A 19,943-nucleotide genomic window follows, 5' to 3' on the forward strand; every position below is an offset into this window, starting at 1 on the left:
TACCAGCCCATCCTCCAAGCGATTGACCGCCGATACGCCCTAAGGGGCAAATCTCCGTTTTCCACCCTAGGTATGATGAAGGGGTGCGATTCGCGCCGCGGTCAGGCGGAGAGGGCGTCAGCAGGTCGAGGACCTGTCTAAAAGAACAGGTTTTGAAATGTGGCGATTTTCAGTCGGAGAGACAGACTGTTTCCGTTACGTAAGTTAACGTTTGTTTCCAATTCTTTGACAATCCTGCAGGTTAATCATAACCACTAACTAGGGGTTGTCGGTGAACGCTAAGAAAACAAAGCGATTTCAACTTGAAGTGGCCTCAACACTTAGCGGTTCTCTTTCAAATTGCGAAACAATCCGACCCGGTCTTGGCCCGCCCCCGTACCATCTTAGCCGTCGATCTGCCGCATTTGTGACGCGTTTGCGAAAATTTTCTCTTCAAATGCATTCAAGTTTTCCGCTATCTCCATCTCAGCCCAACTGGGGGCGATGTCTGCAAATAGGCCACGGGGGCGGCCGCACACGATTGATCGCACAGGAATAGTGCGGGAGGGGTGTAGCCGTTGTGTTTTGGGTCAGTACGACTCAAACGGTTTACGTAACGCGTCTTTGTGCCGTGCGAGCGGTATATGGATGGCTGCCTGTTGCGGGTGAATGACCCGCCCCTCTCCTTCCAGTGTTGGATTACGTGAGCGGTCGCCCTTGGTCTGTCCGGCCATCGCGATTCAGTTGACTGTGATTTTTCCCGCGCAGGCGGGCACGTCGGCATGTGGTCGGCATTAGGAGAGTGCGAGATGACAACGGTTATTGATTTCAACAATTTGTCTGCCGGCGATGTTGTAACCAACCAATTCCAAAGCAACGGTGTCACGATCACCGCCTCGGGCGGGTCTGGCGATGCGATGATCTTCGATACGTCGAACCCGACAGGCGGCGACCATGATCTCGCGACCAACAACCTTGGCAATGTCCTGATCATCTCGGAAGATGGCGACAGCAGCGATCCAGACGACAATGCAGGCGGTGGCACCGTCGTTTTTGCGTTTGAGACAGCGGCCACCGTGAAGGCTCTCACGTTCCTCGACATCGAAGAAACCGCTGAGATTAAGCTGCTCGATGCCGATGGCAATGTCATCGATACGATCCACGCAGGGCCGACCGGCAATAACGGCCAGTGCGTGGTGCAAATCAACGTCGCAGGCGTTGCGAGCATGGAGGTGACGCTGCACGGCTCCGGTGCAATCGACAACCTCGAATTCGTGGCCTCCGCAGGGCCTGACTACATCGTCGAAGGCACCTCCGGCGACGATCTGATTGATGCCGCCTACGACCAGGACCCGGAAGGTGACATGGTCGATGCAGGTGACAACCAGCTCGGCAATGACGACGATTCCATTCGCGCCGGTGCGGGCGACGATACGGTCTATGCGGGCGCCGGTGACGACACGGTTGAAGGCGGCTCCGGCAACGATTTCATCCTGGGCGACGACACGTCGGGCGACCAGGGCGATGACCTTCTGCTTGGCGAAGATGGCGACGACACGCTGTGCGGCCTGGGCGGGGATGACACGCTTGACGGCGGCGCCGGGGCGGACGTGCTGGAAGGTATGGACGGTGATGACCTGATCCTTGGCGGTTCGGGCAATGACCTTGGCTTCGGCGACGATGGCAACGACACGCTCTATGGCGACAGCGGCACGCAGGATGATGGATCCGTCCGCGAAGTGTTCCAGTGGGACCTCGGGCCCTCCAACGCCTCCGACTTCAGCCAGAACACGGGCAATGTCACCGTCTCCTTCTCCGAAGTGAACGGCGGTGCCAGCGACAACATCTCCTCTGACACTCAGTTGGTCAGCGGCATCGACACCGGTGGCGCAGCCGCTGATGCGACCTCCTCGCTCGACAGCGAAACTGGCGGTCAGGGCAATTCCGACACCTATACATTGGGCTTCTCCGACCCGGTCGAAAACGTGTCGTTCCGCGTGAACGATATCGACGGCGACGGCGTTGTGACGATCAAGGCGTTTGACGAAAACGGCGATCCGATCGAAGTGCAGCTGGCCGGTGGTTCGAACCTGACCATGGTCGACACCGATGGCGACGGCCTGGCCGACACCGCCGACAGCAATGGCGGCTATCTGCCTGATACGGCACCCGAATATTCGGTGCTGGTCACGATCCCGGGCCCCGTGTCCGAGATTGAGATCTTCCACACCCAGGACGGTGGCGGAAACTCGGGCATCAACGTCACCGACGTCTACTTTGACGTGCCGGGCGTGAACCCGTCCGAAGGCGCAGGCGATGACAGCCTTTACGGTGGCGACGGCGACGACCTGATCTTTGGTGAAGGCGGCGACGACAGCCTCAAAGGCGGTACCGGCGACGATACCCTCGAAGGGGGCGACGGCGCGGACACCATGAAGGGCGGCGACGATGCCGACACCTTTATTGGCGGCAACAATGGCGATGTGGTCGACGGCGGCACCGGCTCCACCGCGCCCGGCGATGCAAACGACAACGACACGCTCGACCTGACCGGCGAAGGCCCGTTCCGTATCCTCAACGAAACGCCTGATGCCGACGGAAACTCCACCTCCGGGACGATCCAGTTCGTCAATCCCGACGGCACGCCCACAGGTGACACGCTGACCTTCACCGAGATCGAAACGATCCTTGGCGATCGCTTCAACGATGACCCCGAGGCCACCGACGACAACGGTTCGGGCGATGAAGACACCACCATCAGCGGCAACGTGCTCGACAACGACAGCGATCCGAACAGCGATCCGCTGCAGGTGATCGGCAACACCGATCCCTCCAACGGCACAGTCACCATCGACGCCGACGGCAACTACACCTACACGCCGAACGCTGACTACAATGGCCCCGACAGCTTCACCTACACGGTGTTCTGACGGCAACGGCGGCACGGATACGGCCACAGTCAACCTGACCGTGACGCCCGTGAACGACGCCCCCGATGCGGTGAACGACTCGGTCACCACGGACGAAGACACGCCCATCACCATCGACGCACTTGCCAACGACACCGATGTGGATGGCGACACGCTTGAGATCACCGCCGCTTCCGTTCCGGCCGAGCAAGGCACGGTTGAGATTGTAGGTGGTGAGCTGCTTTACACGCCTGCCGAAAACTTCAACGGCCCGGCGACGATCAGCTACTCCATCTCCGACGGCAACGGCGGGACAGACACCGCGGACGTCACCGTCAATGTCACTCCGGTGAACGATGATCCGGTCGCCAACGACGACAGCGCATCCACCATGGAAGACGAAAGCGTCGTGGTCGATCTGCTCGGCAACGACACCGACGTTGACGGCGATACGCTCGAACTGGCGTCCGTCTCGGTTGACCCAAGCGAAGGCTCCGTTGTCGACAACGGTGACGGCACCGTCACCTTCACACCTGCGCCCGACTTCAACGGAGCCGCAACAATCAGCTACACGGTCTCCGACGGCAATGGCGGCACCGATGACGGCCAGGCGGTCGTCTCCGTGGGCGCCGTGAACGACGGCCCGGTTGCCGAAGATGACGCAGCCACAACCGATGAGGACACGCCTGTCACCATCGACGTTCTCGCCAACGACAGCGATCCCGATGGCGACGCCCTCGAAATCGTCGGTGCAACCGTCGATCCAGCCGAAGGCATGGTCGAAATTGTGAACAACGAATTGGTGTTCACTCCGGCCGAAAACTACAACGGTCCGGCCACGATCGAATACACCGTCACCGACAACAACGGCGGCACCGATACGGGCACCGTGAACGTCACCGTCACCCCCGTGAACGATGATCCGGTGGCCGTCGATGATGTTGACACCACCGATGAAGATGAGGCGGTGATCGTGGACCTTCTGGGCAACGACACCGACGTTGACGGCGATACGCTCGAACTGGCGTCCGTCTCGGTCGACCCAAGCGAAGGCTCCGTGGTGGATAACGGCGACGGCACCGTCACCTTCACACCGGCGCCGGACTTCAACGGCCCCGCCACGATCACCTACACGGTATCTGACGGCAACGGCGGCACGGATGAAGGCGAAGCAATCGTCTCGGTCGGTGCAATCAACGACGGCCCCGTGGCCGGTGATGACACCGCCACCACCGACGAAGATACGCCCATCACGATCACCGATGTGCTGGACAATGACAGCGATGCGGACGGCGACCCGCTGACCATCATCTCCGTCACGGTTCCCGCAGAGCAGGGCGAAGTCACCACCGACGGCACCAACGTCACCTTCACGCCTGCCGAAAACTTCAACGGCCCGGCGACGATCACCTACACGATCTCGGACGGCAATGGCGGCAACGACGTTGGCCTGATCAATGTCAACGTGACCCCGGTCAATGATGATCCCGATGCCGTGGATGACAGCGACTCGACCGAATTCGAGACGCCGATTTCCATCGACCTGCTCGACAACGACACCGACCTTGATGGCGATAGCCTGACCGTGACCGAGGCCACCGTGCCTGCGGATCAAGGCACACTCGACGATCAGGGCGGCGGCAATTTCCTCTTCACCCCTGCCGATGGGTTTGAGGGCACAGCGACCGTTTCCTACACCATCACCGATGGCAATGGCGGCTTCGATAGCGCCGTGCACACCATTGAAGTTGGCGCGGATCCGACCCCGCCCGATGGCGTGGTCGACGGCGAAGAGTTCGGTGAGCTCATGGGCCCCGGCTACAACGACGATAACCTGCCCACCGATGGCGGCGGCGACCAGATCGACGGCGACGATGGCGACGATGATGTCATCGAAGGCAATGGCGGCAACGACACAATCAACGCAGGCCAAGGCTCCGACACCGTGTCGGGCGGCACCGGCGATGACGTGATCGAAGGCGGCGCTTCGCCCGATGGCGATGACCTGTCCGGTGACGAAGGCAATGACACCGTTCTTGGCGGCGGCGGCGATGACACCATCGACGGCGGCGTGGGCGACGATGTGCTCGACGGCGGCGCGGATGATGACGACATCACCGGCGGTGACGGCAATGACAGCGTCATTGGCGGTGGCGGCAACGACACCATCGACACCTCCGGATCCGAAAACCTGCTCGACAGCGGCTGGCCCGGCTACGGCCCGATCCCGCCTGTGGCGCCGGACGCGGACCCTGACAACGACAAGGACACCGTCTTTGCGGGTGAGGGCGATGATGTCGTCACCACCGGCGATGATGCGGACGTCATTGATGCAGGCACCGGCAACGACACCGTCGATGCAGGTATCGACAACGACAGCGTGACCGGCGGCCAGGGCGAAGACCTGATCATCGGTGGCGAGGGCGCTGACACTCTGCTGGGTGGTCAGGACGACGACACCATCTTTGGTGGCCTGGAAACCCCGGCACCCGATGGCGTCAACCTTGCCGACGATGGCTTCGGTGCTCCGTTCGGACCCGATCCGCTGACCGACAACAACAACGACAGCATCGACGGCGGTGCCGGCAATGACCTGATCTTCGGTCAGGACGATGACGACACCATCACCGGCGGCACCGGCAACGACACCATCGATGGCGGCGTGGACAACGACGACATCTCCGGCGGTGCCGGCAACGACAGCCTGCTCGGCGATCACGGCGACGACTCGATCCAGGGCAACTTCGGCGACGACACGCTGGAAGGTGGCCGCGGCAACGACACGCTGGAAGGCAATGGCGATGACGACCTGATCCTCGGCGGCGCCGGCGACAGCATCATCGGCGGCGGCGACAGCGACACGATCATCATCGATCAGGACGAAGTTGACAGCAACGGCGACAACGACACCGCCATCTACGCTGACGGCTCCGGCAACGGCGATGACCGTGACACGCTCGACCTGGCCGACTTCGTGTCCTACCGCAACCTGGTGGAAACGGTCGACGGCGACGGCGACTCGACCTCCGGCTCGGTCGAAGTGAAAAATGACGAAGACGAATGGGTCCCCGTCACATTCGCAGAAATCGAGAACCTGCTTCTGCCCCCGAAAGAACCGGACGGCATCGTTGATGGCGAAGAGTTCGGCGAAGTCATGGAGCTTGGCTACGACGATGCCAACGCGCCCACCGATGGCGGCGGTGACCTGATCACCACCGGCGACGACAGCATCGAAGGCAATGGCGGGGATGACTCGATCCAGGCCGACGATGGCAATGACAGCGTCGATGGCGGCACCGGCAATGACACCGTTCGCGGCAATGATGGCGACGACAGCCTGATGGGCGGCGAAGGCGAAGACTCGATCAGCGGTGGCACCGGCAATGACACCATCGACGGCGGCGACGATGACGATACGATCACCGGCGGGTCCGGCGACGATGTCATCGACGGCGGCGAAGGCGATGACACCGTCACTGGCGGTACTGGTGCGGACGAGATCACCGATCTTGAAGGCGACAACGTCATCAATTCGGACAATCCGGGTTCGTTCAACCCTGACCTCGGCACACCATTTGGCTCGCCGGCTGGTGGCTTCATCGTCGTGGCACCCGATGCCGACCCCGATGACAACAAGGACACCGTCACAACCGGCGATGGCAATGACACCATCACCACCGGCGACGATGCCGACGTCATCGATGCAGGCAATGGCAACAATGTCGTTGACGGCGGCACCGATGCAGACACCATCACCACCGGTGACGGCGCGGACAGCATCATCGGCGGCGAAGGCTCCGACAGCATCGACAGCGGCGACGGCGATGACACCATCGACGGCGGCGTGGGTGATCCTGCGGCCAACTTCATCGATGAGCCCAACGACGGCTTCTTCGGCGACCCGATCCTCGACAATGGCGATGACACCATCAACGCCGGTGCCGGGAATGATGTGGTCAACGGCGAAGACGACAATGACCTGATCGATGGCGGCGAAGGCGACGATACGCTCGACGGCGGCATCGACGATGACACCATCCTCGGTGGCGAAGGCAATGACGTGATCGTCGGCGGCCAGGGCGCAGATAGCCTTGATGGTGGCCTTGGCGACGATGTCTTCAACGTCGGCACCTTCACCGACCCGAACGGGACGGGCGACTATCAGGAAGGCATCGGCGACGAGATCATCGGCGGCGAAGATCCCGGTGACGGGGATGAGGATACCCTCGACCTGACCGGCTCCGGCTCGCTGAAGGTCATCTTCGACGACGGCATCGATCCGACCGGCACACCGGGTGAATCCGGCACCGTGATCTTCTACACGGACGACACGCAGACCGAAGAATCGGGCCGCCTGACGTTCAAGGAGATCGAGAATGTCATCCCGTGCTTCACGCCGGGTGCCATGATCGCCACACCCCGTGGTGAGGTTCCGGTCGAATCCTTGCGTGAAGGCGACAAGGTGATCACCCGCGACAACGGCATCCAGGAGATCCGTTGGACCGGCAAGCGCACGCTCAACCGTGAAGAGCTGGCCGATCATCTGAACATGAAGCCGATCTTCATCAAGGCCGGGTCGCTGGGGCACAACCTGCCCGAACGCGACATGCTGGTCAGCCCGCAACACCGTGTGCTGATCACCGGTGAGACACCGCAACTCTACTTCGAAGAAAGCGAAGTTCTGGTTGCGGCCAAGCATCTGGTCGGTCGTCAGGGCATCGGCATCATGGATACGATGCGCACAACGTACATCCACTTCATGTTCGACCGCCACGAAGTGGTTCTGTCGGACGGCGCCTGGACGGAAAGCTTCCAGCCCGGCGATCAGACACTCGGCTCCATGGGCGAGGCCAGCCGCGAAGAAATCTTCGCTCTGTTCCCCGAACTGGCGACCGAGGGTGGATTGACCGACTACGCGGCCGCGCGCCGCTCGCTTAAGGCTCACGAGGCGAAGCTTCTGCAACTCTGAGTGTGCCTAGGGGCCGTGTGTATCTCGCACCACACGCGGTCCCCCGGTTTCTGCAGCCAACACCACCGACGGGCGGTCCTTTCTGGGGGAAGGGCCGCCCGTTAACCGTCGCGGGTCAGTCATTTGAAAACCTGACCATCTGGTCACAGTTGCGTCCGGATGAACGCTTTTGCGGCGCGGCTCCAAAACCCTGACCATTTGGACGCATTTTTCAGGAAATAAGCGACCAGATGGTCACAACTGCGTTCACTTGGTCACAGTTTTGGCGCGCCACGCGGCCCAATCCTCCGGCGTATCCAGATCCACAAGCGCCCTGTCATCCGCCAAAGGGATCAACGCAACATCGCGCGCATGGGATTTGAGGATCGACTTCGCCCCCTGATCTCCCTGCAATTTCGCAAGCTGTTTCAGGTATTTTGGCGCGAAAATCACAGGCTGACCGGGCTGGCCGTCTTTGCTGGCAGCCTGGATGATCAGGCTGAGGTTTTGGCCGTAAAGCCCTGATAGCAGATGCAAATCTGAGGCCGTGATCTCCGGCATATCTGCAAGAACGATCATCACGGCACGGTTTTTCACGCCGTCAACGCCCGCCCGGATCGACGCCGCCATCCCATCCGTCTCGGTCGCCTCTACAATGTCGACGGGCAAGTCTTCAATGGCAGCCCGCCGCGCCGCCTGATCTGTTCCAAGCACCACTCGGCAGTCACCCGCCTTCACGCAACGTGTTGACATCAAACGCAAAAGTGGCACGTCATCGACCAATTTCAGCAGCTTGTCCCGCCCCTTCATTCGGGTGGAGCTACCGGCTGCAAGCAAAAGGATCAGCGGATCTTTCATCCCCGCATCCGCGCGTTGTCAGCATCAAAAAGGGGTTCAGTGATCAACCGGGCAGGGCGCATATGGCCGAGGATTTCGATCTCAACTTCTAGCCCCTCAACCGCCTGATTTCGCGGGACAAATCCCATTGCAATGCTCTGGCCCGCATGGTGCGAATAACCGCCTGAGGTGCAGAACCCCGCCACCTCGCCGTCAATCCAGATCGGTTCATATGCCACGACATCTGCATCGTCAGCGTCCACCGTAAAGGCGGCCAAAACACGCTCCGGCGGGTTCGTCCGCTCCATCTCAACCGCGGCTCGCCCGATGAAATCCACGTTCTTTTTCAATGAGATAAATCGATTCAACCCGGTCTCGGCCGGGGTGTAATCCGGCGAAAACTCCCGCATCCAGGACCCAAAGAACTTGTCCAGCCGCAGCGACATCATCGCTCGCATCCCGAACGGTTTCATCCCAAAAGGTTGCCCCGCAGTCCATAGCACATCCCACAACGCCCGCTGCTCCATCGCGTCCACGTAAATCTCGTACCCAAGGTCGCCTGTATAGCTCACCCGCTGCACAATTGCCGTGGAATATCCAATGGTTAGCGAACACACATCCATGAAGTTGAGGCCGCTCACATCCTCCCGCGCGACCGCTTGCAGTACGTCACGTGCGCGCGGCCCGGCGATCTGAAACCCAGTCCGCCTGTCCGAGATATTCTCAAGCCGCACACCCTCCTCCAGATGCGACTCAAACCACCGCATATGATAGTCCTGCGCGCCGTAGGATCCGGTCAGCTGGAATTGTCCCTCCGTCAGGCAAGTGATTGTAAAGTCACCAATTATTTTGCCCCGCTTGGACAGCATCGGGCTCAAGGAAAGCCGCCCCGGCTGCGGAATACGGCCCGCCATGATACGGTCCAACCACGCCCGCGCGCCCGGTCCTTTGACCAGATATTTCCCAAAATTCTGCACCTCATTGATGCCGACCGCCCCCCGAACCACTGCCACCTCCCGCGCGGTTGCCCCGAATGCATTCGAGCGTCTGAACGACGGCGTTTCATACCGCGGCTCATCACCCTCGGCGAAGTAGTTCGGTACCTCCAGCCCATATTGTTGGCCCCAGACAGCGCCCATCTGATCGAAGACATCATACATCGGCGTGGTCCGGAACGGCCGCGCGGCGGGCAGCTCTTCATTGGGGTAAACCACTGAAAACCTTGTCTGATAATTCTCGATCACCTTCGGCAGAGTGTAGCCTGGCGTGACGATCTGCCCGAACCGTGCGACGTCCATCGCCATGACGTCCCGCTCGGCCTCGCCCTCGATCATCCACTGTGCAAGGCTCAACCCCACGCCGCCGCCCTGACTAAACCCGGCCATGACACCGCAGGCCGACCAGTAATTGCGCAAGCCCGGCACCGGCCCCACCAAGGGGTTGCCATCAGGGGCAAAGGTAAACGGCCCGTGGATCACCGATTTGATGCCGGCGCGTTCCAGCACGGGGAAGCGTTGGAACGCGAAGGCAATGGAGTCGGTGATCTTGTCAAAATCATCGGGTAGCAACTCGTGCCCGAAATCCCACGGCGTGCCATCAACGGCCCACGGACGGCAGGTTTTCTCGTAAAAACCGATGCATAGCCCGCGACCTTCTTGTCTAAGATAGCTTTCGCCGGCGGGGTCCATCACATGGGGATGCTCCGTATCACGCTCGTAAATCTCTGGCGTTTCTTCCGTTACGAGGTATTGATGCTCCATCGGATGCAGCGGCAAATAACAACCTGCCATCGCCGCAACCTCCCGCGCCCAGAGGCCAGCCGCGTTAACTAGATGTTCTGCTATAAGAGTGCCTTTGTCGGTCACGATCTCCCACGTTCCATCCACACGAGCATTGGTCGCTAACACTTTGGTATGTGTATGAATTCCCACGCCGCCCATCCGCGCAGCTTTGGCATATGCATGGGTGGTGCCGGAGGGGTCCAGATGCCCGTCCAGCGGATCATAGAGCGCGCCAAGCACGCCATCGACGTTGGTGATCGGCGCCAGCGCTTTGATCTCATCCGGGCCGACGATCTCGGTTTCCAGCCCCATAAACCGGTGCTTCGCCCGCTCGGCCTTGAGCATATCCAGCCGCTCAGGCGTGTCTGCCAGTGTCACGCCACCCACATGGTGCAAGCCGCAGGACATGCCCGTAAGCTCTTCTAATTCCTTGTAAAGTCGGATCGTATAGCCCTGCAAAGCGGCCATATTCGTGTCGCCGTTGAGTGTGTGAAACCCGCCCGCAGCGTGCCAGGTGGAGCCACTTGTGAGTTCGGACCGTTCCAGCAATGTGACATCTGACCAGCCCAGTTTCGTCAGGTGGTAGGCCACCGAGCAGCCGACCACACCGCCACCGATGATGCACACACGCGTATGGGATTTCATGCAGGCCCCTCCAAAGTGTTTTGCGCATCTGATTGGGTTCGAGGGCCTTGGGCAAGTCGGATTGCGACACGCGCAGGTCGCGCGTGCGGTATCCGCCGCAATGCCTCCGGCGGGCATTTGCGGGGAACAAAGAGGGGCGGGCGCGCGCTAGCGGTTTGCGAGCTGTTCCGTCAGCAGGGCGAGTACCGCATCCTGCGGGACATCAGCCGTAACAAAAGCCTCGCCAATGCCGCGGGCGAGGATGAATCGCAATTGACCCGCGACAACCTTTTTGTCCTGTCCCATCAATGCCAGAAGATCCTCGGCGTTGGGCAAATCCCCCGCAATATCAGCGATATCGCGCTTCATGCCCATTTGAGCCAGGTGTGCGCGGACACGGCTTGGATCTTCCTGAGAACACAGGCCGAGGCGCGATGACAGCTCAAAGGCTAAGGCGCATCCAATGGCGACACCTTCGCCATGCAAAAGTCGATCGGAATAGCCCGTCGCAGCCTCCAACGCGTGGCAGAAGGTGTGACCGAGGTTCAGAAGCGCGCGGTCGCCTTGCTCCGTCTCGTCGCGGGCCACGATATCGGCTTTCATCTGGACAGAGCGGCGGATCGCCTCCTGACGCAGGGCCGGGTTGTCGGCCAATGCGGGGCCGTTCTGTTCAAGCCATTTGAAGAAGTCCGCATCGCCAAGCAGGCCGTATTTCGCCACTTCACCGTATCCAGCAAGGAAATCACGCGGCGTAAGGGTGCCCAGAACGTCAATATCGGCCAGAACCAACGTGGGCTGGTGAAACGCGCCGATCAGGTTCTTGCCGTGGGCGGCATTGATCCCAGTTTTCCCGCCGACGGAGCTGTCGACTTGCGCAAGCAGTGAGGTTGGGATTTGCACGAAGCGGATACCGCGGCGGTGGATGGCGGCGGCGAATCCCACCAGATCGCCAATTACGCCGCCCCCGAACGCGATGACGATATCGCGACGCTCGACCCTTTCGGACAGTAGCCAATCCACTGTTTTTTCGAGATTTACCCAGTTCTTCGTCCCTTCACCCGGCTCAAGGATCAGAGCCTCGGCGGTAATCCCGGACGCGCGGAGTGCATTCCGAAGGTCGCCAAGATGGTGGCCTGCTACGGTACGCTCCGTGACGATCCAGACTTTCTGGCGATCCAGAAGCGGGGCGATGTGCTGGCCTGCCTCGTGGATCAACGCGGGGCCGATGCGAACATCATAGGCGCGGTCGCCCAGGGGTACGTGAACGGTATCGATCATTCGGCGGGTGCTTTTGTTGTGACGGTCCCGGTCGCCCGCAAGATATCCATGACGGCAGAGGCGGTTTGATCAATGGACCAATGCGCCGAGACACGAACCCGGTTCGGGGCGATGGCATAGGCCGGCGTGCGCTCGTCCAGCAGAGCGGTCAATGTGGCCTTGGGATCTGAGGTTCGCAGAAGCGGGCGATGGGTTTTGTGTTTCACCCGCGCCCAAAGCAGATCGAGGTCGGCCTCCAGCCAGACGACGCAGGCCTTTTCCATCAGCATTGTGCGATTGTCAGCAGACATCCACGCGCCGCCGCCCGTGGACAGGATGCAGGGCGGCCCCTCCAGCAGACGGGCAATGACCTGGCCTTCCTTCTCACGAAAGAAAGGCTCGCCATATTTCTCGAAGATCTCGCCAATTGTAAGCTGCGCGGATGCGATGATTTCGGCGTCCGAGTCGCGCATTTCTACGCCCAAGTCCGCGGCCAGCGCGCGACCAATGGCCGTCTTTCCAGCGCCCATCATGCCCACCAGCACGACCGAGCGGGTCAACCGCCATTCCCCATGTGGCACGCTTTCGCCCATCACCGAAAAAATTGCCTCCGTAAGTGGCGAAATCCCGCCGTCCATGGCTTATATGGAAAATACGGCGGCGGCAAACGCTGCTGTCTTTGCGCGGGGTGCAAAGGGGCAGGGACTTGAAGGGGTCATGGCGCAGCTATGGGGCGTATCCTTATTATACTGATTTTATTGGTTATTCTCGGGGCCCTGGGGTTGGTGGGATATGCCTATTCCGGATTCCTGCAGCCGGATGTTCAAACAGTCACACAACCGGTTAGCCTAAATGTGGACTGACGTGCGGGCCCTTGCGGTGTTGGTCGCCATGGCACAGCCGCTTGTGGCGCAAGAGGCCGAGATTGACCTGACGGGGTTGCCGGAACTGGGTACACCTGCCTGGCTCTCGGATGCGATCACGCGGCCCCATGCCAATGTCGCGACGGACGCGTCTGTCCCGCAAATCACCGTTCTGCCACTCGATGCTGTTCAGCTCGACTCGGTGGGGTTGCTGCCCACGTCGATCACCGGGTTGCCGCGTGGCCTTTGGGGCACATCGGAGACCGAGACCCTGGCCCGGTTGATGCGGGCACAGCCAGTGCAGGGCTTGCCGGCAATGCAGAACTTCACGGAAGTGCTTGCGCTCGCGGAACTTGACCCGCCCTTCGGAGCTCCGGCTGAGGGGTCCGAGCTGTTCCTCGCACGGTTGGATCTGTTGCTGGACCGGGGGCGCTTGACCCTGCGCAAGCATTGATGGAACGCGCGGGCCCGACCCAGGTGGACCTTTTTCGGCGCTGGTTCGATGTTTCTTTGCTGACAGATCATTCCGACCGCGCCTGTGGTGCGATGAACGCCAATCCCGATATCGCGCCGACCTTTCCGGCGCGGATCTTCTGCATGGCGCGCGGTGGCGATTGGTCGGCCGCCGCGTTGTCACTTGGGACCGGGGAAGCTCTGGGCGCAATAACGGAAGAAGAAGGCGACTTGATCGCGCGGTTCCTTGACCCCGAACTGTTCGAGGGGGAGCCGCCCTTGCCGCCGGACCCGACGCTTACGCCGCTGGAATTCCAGATGCGCATGGCGATTGCGCAGCGACCGGACATGACAGGCCTACCGCTTGCGTTTCTCTATGCTGATCTGTCCCCGCTGGCAGGTTGGCGCGCGCAGCTCGACGCGGCGGAGAGGTTGACACGGTCAGGTGCCATTGCGCCGCAGGAATGGCTGGCAATCTACACCTCGCAAGCGCCTTCGGCATCTGGTGCGGTCTGGGATCGGGTCGAGGCCTTGCAAGCCCTTGATGCCGCGCTTTTGGCGGCTGACCCGATTGAAACATCGCGCCGCTTGGCTCCGGCTTGGGACGCTATGCAGGAGGCCGGTCTGGAGGTGGCCTTTGCGGATATCTATGGCGAGCGGCTGTTGCGTACGCCGTTGGTCGACGAGGCCGGAATTCTGGCACGACGTGTGGGGCTTCTTTCGCCGCTTTATGAGCAGGTTGCACAGTCTTCGGTGGCTCAGGATGAGACTGAACGCTTCGCCTTTGCCATTGCGCGCGGTCTGCCCCCTGAAAACGCACGCGATCCTTTGAACCGGGCCATTGCCGCAGCCTTCGCCCCTGATCTGCCGCCGCATCGTTACAGTTTGTTCCTTGAAAACAACCAGTTGGGCGAAGCCCTGCTGCGCGCGGCGCTCGTGCTGGGGCAGGGCGCGGCGGACAGCGACCCGAACGATGTGACCGATGCGCTGGTTCTGTTTCGAGCGGTTGGACTGGAAGATGTGGCGCGCCGAACGGCGTTGCAGCTGCATCTTTTACAGGATTGAGCCATGGCAGGCCCGGCCACGGATGCGGACTGGATTGCCCTCTACCTGGACGCGGCGGCAGCTGAGCAAGGGGCCGCGCACAACACACTTCTGGGATACGGGCGTGACCTGAAGGATGCCATGGCTTGGCTGTCGCGTCGAGGCGGGTTTGCGGGTGCAGATCGCGCTAAACTGGAAGGCTATATCACAAGCCTTGAAGCGGAGGGGCTTGCGCCTGCCACGCGCGCACGACGGCTTTCATCGCTGAAGCAATTGTACCGTTTCGCCCATGAAGAAGGCTGGCGTGCCGATAACCCGACGTTGCAGATCACCGGCCCGGCTCGCGCACGAAAGCTGCCCGGGACGCTCCAAATTGCCGAGGTGGACGCCCTTCTGGCGGTCGCCGAGCGGCATGGGCGGTCAGAGGCGGAGCGGCTGCGCACCCATTGCCTGCTGCAAATCCTATACGCCACAGGTCTGCGCGTGACGGAGCTGGTTTCGCTGCCCATCACAGCGTTGCGGGGCGACCCCCAGATGCTGTTGGTGATGGGCAAGGGGGGCAAGGAGCGTTTGGTGCCCCTCAGCCCGCCGGCGCGGGAGGCGGCCGCCGCCTGGCTTGCCCATCGCGATGCGGTGGATGACGTCGCCCGGGCCGAGACCGGGGCAAAGCCAAGCGCCTTTGCCTTTCCGTCACGCGGCAAGGCTGGCCATCTGACGCGGGTGCGTTTTTTCACGTTGGTCAAGGAACTGGCGCTTGAGGCCGGGTTGGACCCGGCCAAGGTCACGCCCCATACCCTGCGCCATGCCTTTGCGACGCACCTGTTGCAAAACGGGGCAGACCTGCGGGCCATTCAGACCCTTCTGGGCCATGCGGACATCGCCACCACCGAGATCTACACCCATATTCTTGATGAGCGTCTGAAGGCACTGGTGCTTGAAAAACACCCTTTGGCGAGGGACGGGTAGAGCGGTCCAACCCTACCTTTAGCCAATGGACGCCGTCGCAGATGATCCAATTCGACGGCGCGTCTCTTGAATGGGGCCGTCCGCACCTCCATAACCCGGCAATGGAAAACGAACTCCCTATCCCCGAACCATCGGCGCTGGCCGATCCCACGAACTGGATCATTGCCGCGGTGATTGTGCTTTTGCTGGTTTGCTCGGGCTTTTTCTCAGGCTCGGAGACGGCTTTGACAGCGGCCTCGCGCGGTAAGCTGCGTTCGATTGCGAGCAAGGATACCGGGCCCAATCGCGGAGCGGAGCGGGCGTTGGAGTTGAAGGAAGACAATGAGCGCCTGATTGGCGGCATTCTTCTGGGCAACAACCTGGTCAACATTCTCGCGACAGCGCTCGCGACCGCGCTGTTTACGGCGATCCTGGGCGAAGGCGGGGTGGCGATTGCCACGCTTGTGATGACGGCGCTGGTTCTCATCTTTGCGGAGGTCTTGCCCAAGACCTTCGCTATCAACAGCCCTGAGATGTCGGCGGCCCGTGTGGCGCGCCCGATCGGGTTGATCATTGCCGTCATGGCACCGGTTGTGGCCGTTGTGCGTTTCATCGTTCGCGGGGTGTTGCGCCTGTTCGGCACGCGGATCGAGGCGGGCGACAACATGTTGTCGGTCAAGGAAGAGATCATGGGCGCATTGTCGATTGGCCATGAGGAAGGCTCGGTCGAGAAGGAACAGCGCGATCGCTTGTTGGGCGCGCTCGACCTGCACGAACGGACGGTGGAGGAGATCATGCTCCATCGGTCGGGCATCGAGATGATTGATGCCGATGCGACCCCGGAAGAGATTCTCACCCAATGCCTTGAAAGCCGCTACACGCGCCTGCCAGTGTTCAAGGACGATCAGGAAAACATCGTTGGCATGGTCCATGCGAAAGATCTGTTGCGCACAATTGATCGGTTGACCCGGGGGAGGAAGCCGTGGGCCTTGCGGGGTTCGACCTCGCGGATGTGATGATGAAGCCTTACTTCATTCCAGAGACCACGACGCTCGACGATCAGATGCGCCAATTCCTGCGCCGCCACACGCACTTTGCGCTGGTCGTGGACGAATACGGCGCCTTGGCCGGGTTGATCACGCTAGAGGATATTCTGGAAGAGATCGTGGGCGAGATCACGGACGAATTCGACGTCGAAGATGCGCCGGTTCTGGAGGCCGATACGGCGGGCAACTACACAATCGACGGCGCCATGACGATCCGCGACCTCAACCGCGCGGCCGATTGGACGTTGCCCGATGAAGAGGCGAATACGGTCGCGGGCCTCGTGATCCACGAGGCGCAGACGATCCCTTTGCCGGGACAGTGCTTTGCGTTTCACGGGTTCCGATTTGAGGTCGCCGAGCGCGAGCAGAACCGGCTGACGAAGCTGAAGGTGCGGCGGTTGTGACGACTAGTCTTTGCCGCGATAGGGCTCGACATACTGAAGCGCCATATCCCAGGGGAAGAAGATCCACGTGTCCTGACTGACGCCGGTGATGAACGTGTCGACCATCGGCTCTCCCTTCGGCTTGGCGTAGACGGTCGCGAAATGCGCCTTGGGATAAAGAGAGCGGACAAGCTCAAGCGTTTTGCCGCTGTCCACCAGGTCATCAACGATCAGAATGCCGTCACCGTCGCCCATCAGATCGGCGTCGGGGGATTTCAGAACCTCAGCCTCGCGCTGTTGATCGGCTTTCCCACCGCCCGCATGGTATGACTTGACCGAGATGGTATCGACGGTGCGGATGTCCAATTCACGGCTGACGATCATCGCAGGGGCCATACCGCCGCGTGTGATGGCAACCACGGCTTTCCAGGCGCCATCATCGGGGCCACGCCCATCCAGCCGCCACGCCAGCGCGCGCGCATCGCGGTGCATTTGATCCCAGCTGACGTGGAAGCCTTTTTCATGGGGGAGTTGCGTGGTCATAGAAACACCTCAGGGTAGGGCGATACGGATACCCAGGCCGGTCAGGATTGCCGCGAAACTGCGGTTTAACCACCGCTTTGCGCGCCCATAGGCCCGGCGGGGGCCGGATCTGGAAAAACGAGGGAAACGATCGCATACCAGCCAAATTCGATGACGAAGATGACGCACAGGATCGTCGCAGCGCTCGCCAGTGACGGGTCAGCTGGCATAACGCCTGAAAACACAGCCGTGAAATAGGCCAGCGCCTTGGGATTGGCGAGGTTGGTGATAACGCCAAGGCGGATCTGGCTGAGCAGGCTGCGCGGAACGACACGGTCTGCGTCCGGCAAGGGCGTGTCAGCATGGCGCCACATCGCAACCGCGATCCAAATCAGAAAGCCCGCCCCCAGTATGCGAAAGGCCGTTTGCAAATAGGGGGCGAGTTCGAAAAGAAGGCTCAGACCTGCCAATGCCGCACTGGCCCAGATCAATGCAGCAAGCGCGAGCCCGAATGTCAGCGCCAGACCGGACGGTGCGCCTTCGGCGGCCGAAGTCTTGATGCAAAGCAGCGTGGCGGGACCGGGGCTAATGACAATCAGGGCTTGCAACCCCGCCAATGTCAAAAGAACGGCCCAGGTCATGGTTTACTCGCCCTTTTTCTCAAGCGTCATGTCGGGGGCTTCGGGGTTTTTCATCCCGATGATGTTGTAGCCCGCGTCGACGTGGTGCGTTTCGCCGGTCACGCCTGAGCCAAGATCGCTGAGCAGGTAAAGCGCGGATTTGCCGACTTCATCCTGAGTGACGGTGCGGCGCAGGGGGGCGTTGTTTTCGTTCCACTTCAGAATGTAGCGGAAATCGCCGATGCCGGAGGCGGCGAGCGTTTTGATGGTGCCCGCACTGATCGCGTTGACGCGAATATTGTCACGACCCAGATCCTCGGCCAGGTACATGACCGAGGCCTCAAGCGCGGCTTTCGCAACGCCCATGACGTTGTAGTGGGGCATCACGCGTTCGGCGCCCGAATAGGTCAGTGTGAGAAGCGATCCGCCATTGGGCATCATCTTTTCCGCGCGCTGGCAAACAGCGGTGAAAGAATAGACCGAGATGTCCATTGTCGTCTGGAAATTGGCCGATGACGTCTCAACGTAGCGGCCACGCAATTCGTTCTTGTCGGAAAAGCCGATCGCGTGAACCACGAAATCAAGGCTGCCCCAGGCGTCCTTCAGGGTCTCAAATAGGGCATCAAGCGAGTCCGCATCGCCCACATCACACGGCACGACCAGGGACGAGCCAAGCTGCTCCGCCAGCGGACCGACCCGCTTCAACAGCGCCTCACCCTGGTACGAGAAAGCCAGCTCTGCGCCTTCTGCAGCAAGAGCTTTTGCAATCCCCCATGCGATGGATTTATCGTTTGCGAGGCCCATGATCAGCCCACGTTTGCCGTCCATCATGCCCATGTTATTGTCCCCATCCCGTCGTGATCACGACCTCTCGTAGGCGATTGGCCGCAGGGCTTCAAGATGGGCAACCCTTGTCGCCCCCCTTGCCGACGGCTAGCTGGAGGGGCGGTTTGGATGGGAGACATTGGAATGGCAGCGCGCGATGGTATTTTTGCAGGCGACGATCCGTTTGCCTTGGCGCAGTCCTGGCTGGCTGAGGCAGAGGCGAGCGAACCGAACGATCCAAACGCAATTGCGCTGGCGACCGTGGATGCGGACGGCCTTCCGAATGCGCGTATGGTCCTGCTGAAGGAAATCGAAGCCTTTGGCGACGGAACGGGCGCGTTTGTGTTCTATACGAATTACGGCTCCGCAAAGGCGCAAGAGATTGAGGCGGCCGGTAAGGCGGCCTTCGTGCTGCATTGGAAATCGTTACGACGTCAAATCCGTGTGCGCGGTATCACTTCCCGCGAGGACGGACCTCAGGCAGATGCCTACTACGCATCTCGCTCTCTCAAGAGCCGCTTGGGTGCGTGGGCGTCGCAACAATCTCAGCCGCTCGAAAACCGGGCCACTTTGATGGCGGAAGTTGCGCGGGTCACGGCACAGCACGGGACAAATCCGGCGCGGCCGCCCTTTTGGGGGAATCCGAATTACGCCCGTCGAAATCGAGTTTTGGGCCGATGGGGCGTTCCGTTTGCACGATAGGTTTCGGTGGACCCGGACAGGTCCGAATGATGCATGGGATGTAGTACGCCTAAACCCTTGAGTGACCTTCACGTCACCTAACTAAGGGTGTGTCCTTTTTGCAATTTCACGTATCGTGAAAATGTAAATCACTGAAATAGAACAATTTTTTCACCTTGTGTCTCACCGCAAGTGCTTCAACATCGGTACGTAATCGAAGTGGAGC

12 protein-coding genes and 2 pseudogenes are annotated in these 19,943 nt (G+C 60.8%); 7 read left to right on the forward strand and 7 right to left on the reverse strand.

Annotated features, from left to right (window positions below; all coding sequences use genetic code 11):
* Window positions 1-788 precede the first annotated feature (788 nt).
* On the forward strand, window positions 789-2,909 hold the full coding sequence (locus tag ACZ1HK_RS00570; RefSeq protein WP_472627032.1) for an Ig-like domain-containing protein: 2,121 nt from the start codon (window positions 789-791) through the stop codon (window positions 2,907-2,909).
* Complete coding sequence (locus ACZ1HK_RS00575) at window positions 2,875-7,857, forward strand: cadherin-like domain-containing protein (protein WP_472627033.1); 4,983 nt, start codon at window positions 2,875-2,877, stop codon at window positions 7,855-7,857. Before ACZ1HK_RS00570 ends, ACZ1HK_RS00575 begins: the two co-directional genes overlap by 35 nt.
* A gap of 246 nt (window positions 7,858-8,103) precedes the next feature.
* On the opposite strand, the gene ACZ1HK_RS00580 is transcribed toward ACZ1HK_RS00575, so the two are convergent.
* The 4 genes from ACZ1HK_RS00580 to ACZ1HK_RS00595 form a co-directional block, all read right to left on the reverse strand.
* Window positions 8,104-8,694 (reverse strand): nucleotidyltransferase family protein, encoded by a 591-nt coding sequence (locus tag ACZ1HK_RS00580; protein ID WP_472627034.1) that lies wholly within the window; start codon window positions 8,692-8,694, stop codon window positions 8,104-8,106.
* Window positions 8,691-11,099 (reverse strand): GcvT family protein, encoded by a 2,409-nt coding sequence (locus ACZ1HK_RS00585; RefSeq protein WP_472627035.1) that lies wholly within the window; start codon window positions 11,097-11,099, stop codon window positions 8,691-8,693. Before ACZ1HK_RS00585 ends, ACZ1HK_RS00580 begins: the two co-directional genes overlap by 4 nt.
* A 147-nt stretch (window positions 11,100-11,246) precedes the next feature.
* Entirely contained in the window at window positions 11,247-12,356 is a 1,110-nt protein-coding gene (gene aroB / locus ACZ1HK_RS00590; protein WP_472627036.1) for a 3-dehydroquinate synthase, read from the reverse strand.
* Window positions 12,353-12,928, reverse strand: coding sequence for a shikimate kinase (locus ACZ1HK_RS00595; protein WP_472627037.1), 576 nt, complete (start codon window positions 12,926-12,928; stop codon window positions 12,353-12,355). The genes aroB and ACZ1HK_RS00595 overlap by 4 nt, the downstream gene beginning before the upstream one ends.
* A 271-nt stretch (window positions 12,929-13,199) precedes the next feature.
* Between ACZ1HK_RS00595 and ACZ1HK_RS00600 the strand changes: the two genes are divergently transcribed.
* The 4 genes and pseudogenes from ACZ1HK_RS00600 (at window position 13,200) to ACZ1HK_RS00615 (ending at window position 17,090) form a co-directional block, all read left to right on the forward strand.
* Complete coding sequence (locus ACZ1HK_RS00600) at window positions 13,200-13,652, forward strand: hypothetical protein (protein WP_472627038.1); 453 nt, start codon at window positions 13,200-13,202, stop codon at window positions 13,650-13,652.
* On the forward strand, window positions 13,652-14,716 hold the full coding sequence (locus tag ACZ1HK_RS00605; RefSeq protein ID WP_472627039.1) for a hypothetical protein: 1,065 nt from the start codon (window positions 13,652-13,654) through the stop codon (window positions 14,714-14,716). The genes ACZ1HK_RS00600 and ACZ1HK_RS00605 overlap by 1 nt, the downstream gene beginning before the upstream one ends.
* Window positions 14,717-14,719: 3 nt before the next feature.
* Window positions 14,720-15,661, forward strand: a complete 942-nt coding sequence (locus ACZ1HK_RS00610; RefSeq protein ID WP_472627040.1) for a tyrosine recombinase — start codon at window positions 14,720-14,722, stop codon at window positions 15,659-15,661.
* A 101-nt stretch (window positions 15,662-15,762) separates the two neighbouring features.
* A pseudogene (locus ACZ1HK_RS00615) lies at window positions 15,763-17,090 on the forward strand (HlyC/CorC family transporter).
* Window positions 17,091-17,093: 3 nt separating this feature from the next.
* On the opposite strand, the gene gpt reads toward ACZ1HK_RS00615, so the two are convergent.
* The 3 genes from gpt to fabI all read right to left on the reverse strand — a co-directional run bounded on the left by gpt (window position 17,094) and on the right by fabI (window position 19,048).
* Window positions 17,094-17,612, reverse strand: a complete 519-nt coding sequence (gene gpt / locus ACZ1HK_RS00620; protein ID WP_472627041.1) for a xanthine phosphoribosyltransferase — start codon at window positions 17,610-17,612, stop codon at window positions 17,094-17,096.
* Window positions 17,613-17,677: 65 nt separating this feature from the next.
* Window positions 17,678-18,232 (reverse strand): LysE family translocator, encoded by a 555-nt coding sequence (locus tag ACZ1HK_RS00625; protein ID WP_472627042.1) that lies wholly within the window; start codon window positions 18,230-18,232, stop codon window positions 17,678-17,680.
* A 3-nt stretch (window positions 18,233-18,235) separates the two neighbouring features.
* Complete coding sequence (fabI, locus tag ACZ1HK_RS00630) at window positions 18,236-19,048, reverse strand: enoyl-ACP reductase FabI (RefSeq protein ID WP_472627043.1); 813 nt, start codon at window positions 19,046-19,048, stop codon at window positions 18,236-18,238.
* A 132-nt stretch (window positions 19,049-19,180) separates the two neighbouring features.
* On the opposite strand from fabI, the pseudogene pdxH reads away from it, so the two are divergent.
* Window positions 19,181-19,799: pseudogene (gene pdxH, locus ACZ1HK_RS00635) on the forward strand (pyridoxamine 5'-phosphate oxidase).
* Window positions 19,800-19,943: the final 144 nt, after the last annotated feature.

This window comes from Gymnodinialimonas sp. JB5-7 (assembly GCF_055693405.1).

Excerpts from the sequence above, each read along its gene's own strand:
- fabI (WP_472627043.1), bottom strand. The coding sequence starts at position 19,048 with ATGGGCATGATGGACGGCAAACGTGGGCTGATCATGGGCCTCGCAAAC.
- ACZ1HK_RS00610 (WP_472627040.1), top strand. The coding sequence starts at position 14,720 with ATGGCAGGCCCGGCCACGGATGCGGACTGGATTGCCCTCTACCTGGAC.
- ACZ1HK_RS00570 (WP_472627032.1), top strand. The coding sequence starts at position 789 with ATGACAACGGTTATTGATTTCAACAATTTGTCTGCCGGCGATGTTGTA.
- ACZ1HK_RS00585 (WP_472627035.1), bottom strand. The coding sequence starts at position 11,099 with ATGAAATCCCATACGCGTGTGTGCATCATCGGTGGCGGTGTGGTCGGC.
- ACZ1HK_RS00580 (WP_472627034.1), bottom strand. The coding sequence starts at position 8,694 with ATGAAAGATCCGCTGATCCTTTTGCTTGCAGCCGGTAGCTCCACCCGA.
- ACZ1HK_RS00605 (WP_472627039.1), top strand. The coding sequence starts at position 13,652 with ATGGAACGCGCGGGCCCGACCCAGGTGGACCTTTTTCGGCGCTGGTTC.
- gpt (WP_472627041.1), bottom strand. The coding sequence starts at position 17,612 with ATGACCACGCAACTCCCCCATGAAAAAGGCTTCCACGTCAGCTGGGAT.
- ACZ1HK_RS00625 (WP_472627042.1), bottom strand. The coding sequence starts at position 18,232 with ATGACCTGGGCCGTTCTTTTGACATTGGCGGGGTTGCAAGCCCTGATT.
- ACZ1HK_RS00575 (WP_472627033.1), top strand. The coding sequence starts at position 2,875 with ATGGCCCCGACAGCTTCACCTACACGGTGTTCTGACGGCAACGGCGGC.
- aroB (WP_472627036.1), bottom strand. The coding sequence starts at position 12,356 with ATGATCGATACCGTTCACGTACCCCTGGGCGACCGCGCCTATGATGTT.
- ACZ1HK_RS00595 (WP_472627037.1), bottom strand. The coding sequence starts at position 12,928 with ATGGGCGAAAGCGTGCCACATGGGGAATGGCGGTTGACCCGCTCGGTC.